Source organism: Clostridium sp. (genome assembly GCF_036643715.1).
Lineage (GTDB): Bacteria > Bacillota > Clostridia > Clostridiales > Clostridiaceae > Clostridium.
On record NZ_JAVXRL010000022.1, the window covers coordinates 1 to 12,774 of the forward strand.

The following is a 12,774-nucleotide window of genomic DNA, read 5'->3' on the forward strand; positions in this document are numbered from 1 at the left end:
GAAACCTCATAATATTCATCTAAAAATAATGTTCCAATTGTCACTTCTTCATTCACTTTAAATTTAACATAACACTTTAGAGGAATTTTCCTGCCGTAAGGTTTAATTCCCTCACTTAATTCTTCTGTTAATTTCTTATCTGACATTTTATAAAGGTAATCACCCTTTTTATATTTTGTTGGGAATATTTTTACTCTATCACCCTTCAATGCAGTTTTAACTTCATTTTTATCTTTTATAATTTTACTTGCTGTAAAACCACCATCTAAAATTCTAACTCCATCACCTAATGATAAGTCTCTCTCTAATATGATTTCTCCATTATCTAATATCTTCCCAAGTGATACTCCTGTATTTTTAGGGAATGAAAAACTCATCATATCTTTTCCTACATTTTTATTTAAATAAGCTTTAGAAAAACCGCCTCTATTAAACAATTGTAGAAGTTCATCTTTTCCCTTTTTAGGATTATAATCCTTATTATATAACTCTTTATCTACTGCCTTTCTGTAATTTCTAACAACCCCAGCAACATATTCAGGTCTTTTCATTCTTCCTTCAATTTTCAGTGAATATGTTCCACTATCAATTATACTTTTAACATCTTCTATAGTACAAATATCCTTTGGTGATAAAAGATATCCTTTTCTTTCACCACTTTTATTTGAAGTAAGTGTATATTCCATTCTACAAGGCTGAGCACATCTTCCTCTATTTCCACTTCTTCCACCTATCATTGAACTCATAAGACATTGTCCTGAATAACAAACACAAAGTGCTCCGTGAACAAACATTTCTGTTTCTATTTTTAAATCTGTTGATATATACTTTATTTCGTCAAATGATAGCTCTCTTGATAAAACAATTCTATGAAATCCTTTTTCCTTAAAGTATATAGCTCCTTCTCCGTTATGTATTGTCATTTGCGTTGATGCATGTAGCTCAAAATCACTATACATATCCTTTATACCTTTAAAAAGTCCCATATCTTGAATTATAAGAGCATCAACACCTATTTCATATAGGTACCCTGCATATTTTAAAGCTTTGGGTAATTCATCCTCCTTTAGAAGTGTATTCATAGTTACATAAACTTTTACTCCATAACTATGAGCATAATCAATAGCTTTTTGCATGTTTTCATTATTAAAATTTGAAGCGTAAGCTCTTGCTGAGAACTTATCTCCACCTAAATATATTGCATCTGCACCATTATTAATAGCAGCATAAAGACTCTCCATGCTACCAGCTGGCGCTAGTACTTCAATTCTTTCCATTTACATCTCTCCTAAAACTTTAACCATTTGTTTTTCTACATTGTTTTAGTTTACCTTATTAATCATTAAAAATAAAGTACTGAGGTATTTAATTCTCCTCAGTACTACAACTTATTTTCTCTTTTTTAGTAATACAGGCTCATTTAGTGACTTTGCTTTTGTAAGTTCAATTTGAACATCAACTAATTTCTTTTCTAAATCTAAAACTTTATATTTACTACTTTGAAGAGCTAACCTTGTTGTCTTTCCAGCTTCTAGTAATGTTTTTCTATCATGTTCAGCTTTAGTTACCCTATCTTTTAATTCTGTTATATCATTTCTTTTTTCTTCCACATCTTCTTCTAATGATCTAATTTCCATTCTCATTTCTTCTAACGCTTGCTCACTTTTTTCAGTTTGAAGCTTTTCTTCTTTTATTAAGTACATACTCTTTTCATATTCGGCTTGTACTTTATTTAAATTCTCTAAAGCTTTATCTAGCTGTTTCTTTGCATTATCATATTTAACTTCACATTCATTTATAATGTAATCTTTTTTATTTATATCATCATTTAATTCTTTATTCTTACTTCTTAGAATATCCATTTCAACTTCTATAGAATTTTTTCTATTTTTAATTTTATCTACTTCTTTTAAAGCATTATTTATATCCTTTTTACCCTCTTCAATTTCCTTTGACAGAATTTTATTTTTAAATACTGTAGTTTCAATTTCTTTACTGCTCTTTGCATTTCTTTCTTTTAATATATTTATTTCTTTCTTTAAAGAATTTTCTGTTACTCTTAAGCTTTCCTTAATAGTATTTAATTCTTTACTATTTTTATTATTTCTTTCTTTTAAAACAACATTTTCATCTTTATACTTTTTATTCTCTTCATTTAACTTTTTAATTTCAGATTCTTTTTCTTTAATAGTAGCTAATAGAGAACTTACATTATTCTTTAAAGTTTCACCCTCTTTTTTTGTTTCTTCTAATTCTTTAAAGAATTTTTCTCTATCATCTTTTAATCCTTTTATTGCATTATCTTTTCTTTCTTTTAATAAAGTATTATCTTCTTTTATTACAATTATATCTTTTTTTAAATCTTCAATCGTTTTAAATAACGTTGCACGTTCTTTCTCTAAGTTATTTTTAAGTCCAACAATATTTCTTATTTCAGTATCAGACTTATATAATTCATCTGTAATATTTACAGCTGCAAGTACTGATGCTTGTGAAATACTAAGTACTGGATTTTTACCTATTACTTCTTTTATTCTTTCATCTACATATGATGCGATATCCCTTAAGTATTCTTCACTTTCTTTTCCTCTTAAGTTATAGTCTACCCCATTTATATTAACTGTGATTTTTACCATCTTAATCCACCTCTTAAAATATTATAATTACTCTTATATTAATTATATTGGATATTCATAAAATGTACAATTATGTAAAGTGAAAAGATAATTAAATTTTAATAACAAAAAAAATCCTCATTTGAGGATTTTAAAGTTTTTTTGTTAAAATTCTTTGTTTTTACTTATAATATAGTAGCATAACGCTAATAATACTCCACCAACCATATTACCTAAAGTTACGATTCCAACATTATATATAAATCCTCCAATAGTTACTGCTGCACCTTGCGGTGATAGTAATCCTATTGTTAAAAGAGTCATATTTGCTACACTATGTTCAAATCCTGCTGTTATAAATACAAATAAGCACCAGAAAACCATCACTAGCTTTCCAATTTCCGTTTTCATTTTTATAGAACACCATATTGCTAAGCATACTAATATATTACATAGTACCCCTCTCATAAAAAGTTCTGAAATTCCAAGAGACATTTTTGCAGCACTTGTATTTGCTATAAACTCACCAACTGGACCTTTTGCAAGACCTGCAATAACAAATGCTACTCCACCTATTATTGAACCTAATAAATTACCTATAAAAGCAGCTATCCACAATTTTATTGTATCTATCCATGACACTTCTCCTTTTAAAGATGCTACACTCATAACAAAGTTATTCCCTGTAAACAATTCTGCGCCTGCAAATATAACTAAACTAAGTGCAACACCAAAAGATACTCCCATAATTATTTTAGTACTCGCGGAACCTCCACTTATTAAAATCCCTCCGATTGAAAATATTAACATTATACCTAGCCCAACATATAACCCTGCTAAAATACTGCTTATCATGTATCCAACCTTATTTGATTTTAGTAAATTAATTTTATTTTTTCCTGCAATAGCAACATTTTTAAGATCTTCTCCAAACATATATAATTCCCCTTAATCAATTTATTTTATATGTTAAATATATAACAATACTTCTTTATATACAGTGATATTTATCACGGTATATAACATTTTTAAACTTTTTATGGAGTCTATTAATATCTAGTAAAGAAAAAGCGTATTGAATTAATCCAATACGCTTTTTTGTTTCTTAATTACGATAATTATCTAACTTCAGCACCTAATTTATGCTCAAGTGTTCTTAATATCTTATCATGAACTTTATTTACTTCTTTATCTGTTAAAGTCTTATTTTCATTTCTATATACAATAGCATAAGCTATACTTTTTTTACCTTCTGGTATTTGCTCTCCTTTATATATATCGAAAAGATCGACCTTTTCAACTAAGTTTCCACCAGCTCTTCTTATTGCATCTTCAATATCTTGAACTAAAATACTATCTTCTACTAAAAGTGCAATATCTCTTGTAACTGCTGGGAACTTTGGAAGTGCTTTATACTTTCTTGCAAGTTCTGCATTATCATATACTGCATCTAAATCTATTTCAGCTATATAGCACGGTGCATCAATTCCAAAGTTTTCATTTAAATCTGGATGAACTTCACCAAATACACCAGCTTCTGTTTTTCTACCAACTATAAGTTTAGCTGTTTTTCCTGGATGGAAGCTAACATTTTCACTTTCTCTTAAGAACTTAACACCTTTAACTCCTAATCCTTCGATTAAGTTTTCAATAACTCCCTTAAGATTTAAGTAATCAACATTACCATACATTCCTATTGTTAAAACATTCTTCTCTATAGGAAGTTCTGTTTCATCTTCAGTTGGAATATAAACTTTTCCTATTTCAAAAAGATATGCTTCACTATTATTTCTTGTATAGTTTCTTGCTAATGATTCCATCATAGAAGCTATTGTAGTAGTTCTCATTACACTATAATCTTCACCTAGAGGATTTTTTATTGTAACAACATTTCTAAGTTTACTATCTTCAGGAAGTCCTATCTTATCAAAAGCCTTTCTTGAAATGAATGAATAACTAATAGATTGATTCAATCCACTTGCTGTCATTATATCAACAACTTTATCATCTAATATTTCTTTTCTATACTTAGGTTCTCTTTCAGTTTGAACTTTGAATATAGTTCCTTCTATATTGTTGTATCCATAAATTCTTGCAACTTCTTCTGCAATATCTTCTTTTATTCCAAGATCTATTCTAAATGTTGGAAGTACTATTTTTAAAGTATCTCCATCTATTTCTGTCTTTAAATCTATATAATCTAAGCACTCTTTCATTTCTTCTTTTGATATCTTTGTTCCTAAGAACTTGTTTATCCATGTTGAAGAAACTTCTATATGTCCTTCTTCTTTCACTTCTTTGTATACGTCTATAGTGCCTTCCATAACATCTCCAGCACCTAACTCACATACAAGCGCACAAGCTCTATTTAAAGCAATTTCAGCTAAATTAGGATCTATATCTTTTTCAAATCTTGTTGAACTCTCAGTTCTTATTCCTAATTTTTTTGAATTAACTCTTATGTTTGTTCCTTCAAAAGCAGCGCATTCAAATATTATTTCAGTTGTATCGTTTTTAACTTCTGAATCTAATCCGCCCATTATTCCAGCAAGTGCTATAGTTTCAGTTCCATCTTTTATACAAAGAATATTTGAATCAAGTTCTCTTAGAACTTCATCTAATGTTGTGAATTTCTCTAAATCCTTAGCTCTTTCAACAACTATTTTATTAGATTTTATTTCTCTTCTGTCAAAAGCATGCATTGGTTCACCAATTTCAAGCATAACAAAGTTTGTAATATCAACTATATTATTTATTGGTCTAACTCCAGCTTCTAATAATCTATCTTGCATCCATTTTGGTGAAGGAGCAATCTTTACATTTTTAACTCCTCTTGCCATATATCTTCTACATAATGGATCATTAACTTCTACAGTAATTTCATCGTTTATATTATCTGATGAAGTTACTTTATACTCCATATTTGGCATTTTATAAGTTGTTTTTAATGTTCCTGCTGTTTCTCTTGCCATTCCAACCATACTTAAACAATCTGGTCTATTTGAAGTAATATCAAAGTCTAAAGTTTCCTTTTTAAGTCCTAAATACTCTTTAATTTCAACTCCAATAGGAGCGTCTTCTTCAAGTATCATAAGACCATCTACTTCATCCTCTCCTTTTAAGCCAAGTTCAGCCTCAGAACAGAACATACCATTTGATACTATTCCTCTAAGTTTTCCTTTTTTAATTTCTGTTCCATCTGCTAATGTTGACTTATGAAGTGCAACTGGTACTTTATCTGAAACTTTCATATTAGTTGCAGCTGTAACTATTTGAAGTGGTTCATCTTCTCCAATATCAACCATACAAACACTTAACTTTTCTGCATCAGGATGTTTTTCAATAGAAACAAATTTACAAACGACAACTCTATTTATATTGTCCCCTTGTACTATTACTCCTTCTAATGCTGAACCTGAAAGAGTTAATAAATCTCCAACTTCTTGTGCTCCAATATTTATATCAACATAATCTTTTAACCAACTATATGGTACTTTCATTTTCTTACCTCCTACTTTAAATCATCAAATTTTAGAATTGATCTAAGAATCTCATGTCACTTTCATATAATAATCTGATGTCATCAATACCATACTTAAGCATTACCATTCTATCAACACCAAATCCAAAAGCAAATCCTGAATATTCTTCTGGGTCTATTCCACAATTTCTAAGAACTTGTGGATGAACCATACCGCAACCTAATATTTCAATCCATCCGCTTCCTTTACAAACTTTGCAGCCTTTTCCTCCACAAACAAAGCAAGTTGCATCCATTTCTGCTGAAGGTTCTGTGAATGGGAAATGATGTGGTCTGAATTTAGTTTTTACTGAACTACCAAACATTTTCTTTGCAAATAGTTCTAATGTTCCTTTAAGATCTGCAAAAGTTACACCTTTATCTATAACTAAACCTTCCATTTGATAGAATATAGGAGAATGAGTTGCATCAACATCATCTGATCTATAAACTTTTCCTGGTGAAATCATCTTAATTGGTGGTTTTTGATTTTCCATAGTTCTAACTTGAACTGGTGAAGTTTGAGTTCTTAAAACAAGACTATCATTTATGTAGAAAGTGTCTTGTTCACTTCTAGCTGGATGATCCTTTGGTATATTTAATGCTTCGAAGTTATATTTATCAAGTTCTATTTCAGGACCTTCTTCAATAGTGAATCCCATAGAAACAAATATATTCTTCATATTTTCAAGTGTTAAGTATAATGGATGTTTCTTTCCAACTCTACTTCTTTTTCCAGGTAATGATATATCAATTACCTCGCTTGATAATTTTTCTAATTTTTCTTTGTTCTTAATAGCTTTTGAAGCTTTTTCAATGTTTTCTTCAACTGAACTCTTAACCTCATTAACCATCTTACCAACTAGTGGTCTTTCTTCTTGAGATACATCTTTCATACCTCTAAGTATTGTTGTAAGTTCTCCTTTTTTACCTAGGAACTTTACTCTAATTTCTTCAATTTCTGAAGATGTTTTAGCATTTTCAATTTCATTTATTGCTAATTCTTGAATCTTTTTAAGTTGTTCTTGCATTTTTTTGTCTCCTTTCTCTAACAATTCCAAATTAATTTTATGCATAAAAAAACCGTCCCTTAAAACAAAGGGACGGAATATCCGCGTTACCACCCTAATTGGTTTAATACTTATTATTAAACCCAACTCGTAAACTTAACGGTTTTACCCGCTAACTACTACTTAAATTTCATAGTTAGAACTCCTGAGTGAACTTCAACATAATACTTGTAAGGTAACTTTCAATCTACGGCTACCTCTCCCTTTGAAAAGTTAATTATATTTACTCTCTCTATCACAGTATATTAATTTAAAATTATATTAATCATTATACATACATTTTATTTAAATTTCAATAGGCTTATTTTTTGCCTTAATTTTTCATACAAAATAATTGATGTAGCTACACCTACATTCAATGATTCTGCACCTCCTGGCATTGGTATTTTAACTTTTTTATCTGACAATTCATAAACTTCCTTTGAAACACCATTACCTTCATTACCAACTGTTATTACAGTTTTACCAGTTAGATCTTCTTCAAAAAAATCTTTGCTTCCTTCTAATGAAGTTGAAACAATTTTGAATCCCTTTTCTTTTAGTGATTTAAGATAACTTAAGTCATTATCAATAATTATTGGTACATAAAACATAGAACCCATTGTAGATCTTATAGTTTTATCATTATATATATCTACCGTTCCCTTAGTTAATATAATACCATCTACACCTGATGCATGAGCTGTTCTAATTATTGTCCCAAGATTACCTGGATCTTGAAGTTTATCACATAAAAGATAAAATTCTCCTTTGATATCAGAATTAACTTCTTCCATCTTTATAACTGCTAATATACCTTGAGGATTTTCCGTATCACATACTTCTAGAAATAAACTTCTACTTAACTTAAATATTTTGCCCTTATAATTGTATTGTTTTACTAATGCTTCCGTCTTGCTATCTTCATATTCTAAGCAAAATATACATTCAATTTGAGCTTCTGCTTTCAGCGCTTCTTCAACTAATCTAAAGCCTTCAATTAAATATTTTTGAAGTTTATTTCTTCCTTTTCTATCTTTAAGTTTTTTTAATTCCTTATATATAGCATTTTCTTTACTTTCTATATAAATCAAAATTTGCACCTCATTATTTTAGTTTAACTATCATTCCTTCTAACTTACTTAAATCTTCTGCTGAACCGATAGCAACTAATATATCTTTAGCGTCTACAGTGTCATCTGCAAGTGGTGAAAGGTTTATACCATCATGATTTTTTATTGCCATAACATTAATTCCATACTTACTTCTAAGTTTAAGTTCTCTAATTGATTTACCTCTCCACTCATCTGGAGCTTCAATTTCCATAATACTATAATCTGAAGATAATTCAATAAAGTCTAAAATACTTTCTGAAACTAAGTTATGAGCAACTCTAACCCCCATATCTTTTTCTGGAAGTATTACTCTATCTGCGCCTATCTTATATAGAACTTTAGCATGCAAATCACTATTTCCCTTTGCTATTATATACTTAACACCTAATTCTTTAACTAAAAGAGTAACCATAACACTCGCTTGTATGTTTGAACCAATAGTAACTACCGCAACATCAAAGTTCCTAAGTCCTAATGTTCTTAATGCATTTTCATCAGTTGCATCCATTTGAACTGCATGAGTTACATTATCAGATATATCTTGTATTAAATCTTCATCCTTATCTATAACAAGTACATCATTGCCAAGACCATATAAAGTTTCAGCAACAGAAGAACCAAATCTTCCAAGTCCTATTATAACAAATTGCTTCTTTGCCATTTAATTCTCCCCTAACCTATTAAAATCTTACCTTCTGGATATTTGTGAGTTTGTTTTTTCTTGTTTCTTAAAAATGCTAACGCTACTGTCATAGGGCCAACCCTTCCAAAATACATAGTTATAAGTATTAATACTTTACCAACCGAACTTAATCTTTGAGTAACTCCAGTTGTTAAACCTACAGTACCAAAAGCCGAAGTTGCTTCATATAATATATTTACAAAAGATTCATTTGGTTCAGTTATTGAAAGCAGTAATGTAACTGCTATTACTAAAGACATACCTATTATTAAAAGTGAAAAAGCTTTATATACTAAGTCTTTAGAAAATCTTCTTCCAAATGCTTGAGTGTCTTCTCTACCCCTTATAACAGATATTACCGTTAAAATAATTAATCCAAATGTAGCTGTTTTAAGTCCACCAGCAGTTGATCCAGGTGATCCTCCAATAAACATTAATATTATTGTTAAAAACTTACCTGAATTAGTCATTCCGTCTGTTGATACACTGTTAAATCCTGCTGTTCTAGGTGATGCTGACGCAAAATATGAATTTAAAACCTTATCACCTAAGCTCATATTACCCATTGTCTCTGGATTGTGCATTTCAAATATAAACATTAAAATAGTACCACCTATTAGTAATACTGCTGTTATTAATAATACTATTTTTGAATGCACTGATAGTTTCTTAAGCCCTCTATAATTATAAATTTCAAGCCACACAGTAAAGCCCAATCCACCTATTATTATTAAAGTACTTATAGTAAGAAGTATTACAACGTTACTTGAATAACTAGTAACTGATGCATATCCTCCCATTAAGTCAAATCCAGCATTACAAAAAGCTGAAATAGAATGGAATATGCTATAATATATCCCTTTTAGCATTCCAAATTGCGGAATAAATTGTGTTGATAATAATAACGCTCCGAAAAATTGAACAGCAAAAGTAAATCCTAAGACATATCTCACCATTTTAACAAGACCTTGAATACTAAATGTATTTAAGGCTTCTTGCATTACTAATCTATCTCTTAGAGTTATTTTTCTTCCAAGTAAAACTGCGATAAATGTTGCAAATGACATAAATCCAAGTCCACCAATTTCAATTAAAAACATAATTACTATTTGACCAAATTGATTCCAATAAGTTCCTGTGTCTAGTGTAACAAGTCCAGTAACACAAACAGCTGATGTAGATGTAAATAAAGCATCTAAGAAGTTTGTACTTTCTCCACTTGCTGATGAAATAGGCAAACTTAATATAATTGCTCCAATAAGTATAACTATTCCAAATCCTAGCGCTAATATTTGCACTGCGCTAAGTTTAATTTTTTTTAATAAATTTTTCCTCATTTAACCACCTCAAAGGTTGTATAACCACGCTTAATACTATTATACACCATCTTACAATAAAATATTAGCAACTAAATCTTACTACTTCATTGTTAAATCCTTGTTATATACCTATTAAAATTTTATAAACACTAAATAAACTTAAAGAAAAAATATCTGTATATAAAGAAAATGCGACCTAAGTCGCATTTCTATAATTAAGCGTTTATTTGCTTCTTAGCTACTTCAACTAAATCTGCAAATGCTTTTGGATCATTGATAGCTATCTCTGATAACATTTTTCTGTTTATATCTATTCCAGCTAATTTGATTCCATTCATGAATTTTGAATATGAAAGACCATTGATTCTTGTAGCTGCGTTTATTCTAGCTATCCAAAGTCTTCTATAATCTCTCTTCTTTAATCTTCTTCCAACATAAGCATTTCTTAATGCTCTGATTACTGATTCATTAGCTGTTTTAAATAACTTGCTCTTTCCACCGTAGTATCCTTTTGCAAGCTTTAATACTTTTTTATGATTCTTACGAGCGTTAACTGCTCTTTTAACTCTTGCCATTTAACAAAACCTCCTGCGTCCAAACTCTTATAGGTATGGTAATAATTTCTTCATTGCTTTTATTTGTGTAGTTGATACGTATCCACCTTTTCTAAGTTTTCTCTTAGTCTTTGAACTCTTCTTAGTTAATATGTGGCTTCTGAAAGCTTTAGCTCTCTTAAGTTTTCCTGTACCTGTCTTTCTAAATCTCTTTGCTGCACCTCTATGTGTCTTCATTTTTGGCATGATAACATCCTCCTCTCAAGTTATGCCTTTTTAGGCCCTAAAATCATTGTCATGTTTCTACCTTCTCTTTTAGGTCTTTTTTCCATGATAGAAACATCTTCAAGTTTTCCTAGGAAGTTTTCAAGAATTTTTTGGGCAATATGTCCTAATTCCATCTCTCTTCCTCTGAATCTTACAGTGACCTTAACTTTATCACCATCTAATAGGAACTTCCTTGCTTTTTTAGCTTTAATTGCAATATCATTTTCTTCTATTGTAAGACTTACTCTTATCTCTTTGATATTGATAACTTTTTGCTTCTTCTTAGCTTCTTTTTCTTTTTTAGATTGCTCATATATGAACTTACCTAAGTCCATAATCTTGCAAACTGGTGGATTAGCATTTGGTGATATCATCACTAAATCTAACTCAGCTTCCTCTGCAAGTTTTAAAGCTTCTCTACTTGGAACAACTCCTAGTTGTTCTCCATCCTTAGAAAGTAATCTTACTTCCTTTTTCTTGATGTCTTCATTAATTATATAATTTTTACTAATGGCTTCCACCTCCGTATTTTTACCAATTAAAACAATACATATAAATAAAGGACGGCATAAAGCCGTCCTGTTTAATCTTTCAAATAAACTAACCATACTAACTTCTTACAAAGAGTTGCAGGTGAGAAACGGCTGTTTCTTCTTTCTTAAATCATAATACTATTTTCATCTATCTTTGTCAACAAATTTTTTAAATTATTTTAGTGGATTACATCTCTGTATCCTTCTTCAAATTTAACTCTGTCCCCGAAGACATTTATTATTGTATCAAGAAACTCTTTGTTTGTACAGTATTTTTTTTCATAAATTATTATTTTTTTTGGAGCATTGGTTATTAAACCGCTTATTATAACGTCTTCCACGTTTGCATCTACACCAACTTTACAATCTGTAAGCTCATTCATAAACTGATTAAATAGATCGTTATCTTTATCATCTAATATATTATAACTTCCATCTTCCCCTATCATTATATCTATCCTATCTACTTTACTCTCTTGTATATCAACAAAATATTTAAGTAATTTTATAAATTCCTTATATTCCTTTTCTACCATGTACTTTTCTACAACTTTATCAATTACTCTCTCAATATCCTCTTTAAGTTCTCTCATTCTAAATGTAATAAATCCATTTATATTAAATTCATTTGTTTCTTCTAAGCATTCTTTTATACTCCATATAATTTTGTTTATCTTATTCTCACAGTATATTGAATCCTCATCTTTAATTTTATTTCTTCTAAGTAAAGTCTGCATTATTTCAACTTCAACATCTATTATTTCATCTTGCTTTAAGAAAAAATACGTATCAGTTAAAAATTCAAATAATTCTTTTTCTTTATAATTTCTTATTACTATTTCATATAATAGCTCACTAATGTATATTTTTATTCTTTCAAAAACATCTTCACTATAACACTCTTCATCACACATAACTTTTATAATATGAGTCTTACCTTCTATCTTTTCAACTAAACCTATTACTATATTTTTACCTTTTAGTAGGGTTTTCAATTCTTGTAACTCTTTTATAAAGTCTAATTCTCCCATATAAGCTAACTTTAGTACAAGCATAGATTTCACTCCCTTCTTAGTAATAGTATGTATTAAAATTATTTGCACTATACTAAAAATTGATT

Annotated in this window: 12 protein-coding genes and 1 other annotated feature; all 12 genes read right to left on the minus strand. The window is 29.4% G+C overall.

All coding sequences use genetic code 11. The annotated features are described in order from the left end of the window. Nucleotides 1–1,277: peptidase U32 family protein (locus RSF37_RS08025; RefSeq protein ID WP_332563887.1), on the minus strand; the 1,277-nt coding region annotated here is incomplete at its 3' end. A 111-nt stretch (nucleotides 1,278–1,388) separates the two neighbouring features. Next, nucleotides 1,389–2,636 carry a cell division protein ZapA gene (gene zapA, locus RSF37_RS08030; RefSeq protein ID WP_332563888.1) on the minus strand — a complete coding sequence of 416 codons (1,248 nt, stop codon included), beginning with the start codon at nucleotides 2,634–2,636 and terminating at the stop codon, nucleotides 1,389–1,391. A 144-nt stretch (nucleotides 2,637–2,780) separates the two neighbouring features. Beyond that, nucleotides 2,781–3,551 (minus strand): formate/nitrite transporter family protein, encoded by a 771-nt coding sequence (locus tag RSF37_RS08035; protein WP_332563889.1) that lies wholly within the window; start codon nucleotides 3,549–3,551, stop codon nucleotides 2,781–2,783. Nucleotides 3,552–3,733: 182 nt separating this feature from the next. Next, complete coding sequence (gene pheT, locus RSF37_RS08040) at nucleotides 3,734–6,115, minus strand: phenylalanine--tRNA ligase subunit beta (protein WP_332563890.1); 2,382 nt, start codon at nucleotides 6,113–6,115, stop codon at nucleotides 3,734–3,736. A gap of 31 nt (nucleotides 6,116–6,146) precedes the next feature. Beyond that, nucleotides 6,147–7,166 (minus strand): phenylalanine--tRNA ligase subunit alpha, encoded by a 1,020-nt coding sequence (gene pheS / locus RSF37_RS08045; protein WP_332563891.1) that lies wholly within the window; start codon nucleotides 7,164–7,166, stop codon nucleotides 6,147–6,149. A gap of 65 nt (nucleotides 7,167–7,231) precedes the next feature. Further along, nucleotides 7,232–7,453, minus strand: a binding site (T-box leader). Nucleotides 7,454–7,486: 33 nt separating this feature from the next. Next, nucleotides 7,487–8,278, minus strand: a complete 792-nt coding sequence (locus RSF37_RS08050; protein WP_332563892.1) for a TrmH family RNA methyltransferase — start codon at nucleotides 8,276–8,278, stop codon at nucleotides 7,487–7,489. Nucleotides 8,279–8,291: 13 nt separating this feature from the next. Beyond that, nucleotides 8,292–8,960 (minus strand): potassium channel family protein, encoded by a 669-nt coding sequence (locus tag RSF37_RS08055; protein ID WP_332563893.1) that lies wholly within the window; start codon nucleotides 8,958–8,960, stop codon nucleotides 8,292–8,294. 11 nt (nucleotides 8,961–8,971) lie between these two features. Then, nucleotides 8,972–10,318 (minus strand): TrkH family potassium uptake protein, encoded by a 1,347-nt coding sequence (locus RSF37_RS08060; protein ID WP_332563894.1) that lies wholly within the window; start codon nucleotides 10,316–10,318, stop codon nucleotides 8,972–8,974. A gap of 197 nt (nucleotides 10,319–10,515) precedes the next feature. Further along, on the minus strand, nucleotides 10,516–10,875 hold the full coding sequence (gene rplT / locus RSF37_RS08065) for a 50S ribosomal protein L20 (RefSeq protein WP_332563895.1): 360 nt from the start codon (nucleotides 10,873–10,875) through the stop codon (nucleotides 10,516–10,518). Between the two features lie 27 nt (nucleotides 10,876–10,902). Then, nucleotides 10,903–11,100, minus strand: a complete 198-nt coding sequence (gene rpmI / locus RSF37_RS08070) for a 50S ribosomal protein L35 (RefSeq protein WP_332563896.1) — start codon at nucleotides 11,098–11,100, stop codon at nucleotides 10,903–10,905. A 20-nt stretch (nucleotides 11,101–11,120) separates the two neighbouring features. Beyond that, complete coding sequence (infC, locus tag RSF37_RS08075; RefSeq protein ID WP_332563926.1) at nucleotides 11,121–11,642, minus strand: translation initiation factor IF-3; 522 nt, start codon at nucleotides 11,640–11,642, stop codon at nucleotides 11,121–11,123. A 191-nt stretch (nucleotides 11,643–11,833) separates the two neighbouring features. After that, nucleotides 11,834–12,709 carry a putative sporulation protein YtxC gene (gene ytxC / locus RSF37_RS08080; RefSeq protein WP_332563897.1) on the minus strand — a complete coding sequence of 292 codons (876 nt, stop codon included), beginning with the start codon at nucleotides 12,707–12,709 and terminating at the stop codon, nucleotides 11,834–11,836. Between the last annotated feature and the right edge of the window lie 65 nt (nucleotides 12,710–12,774).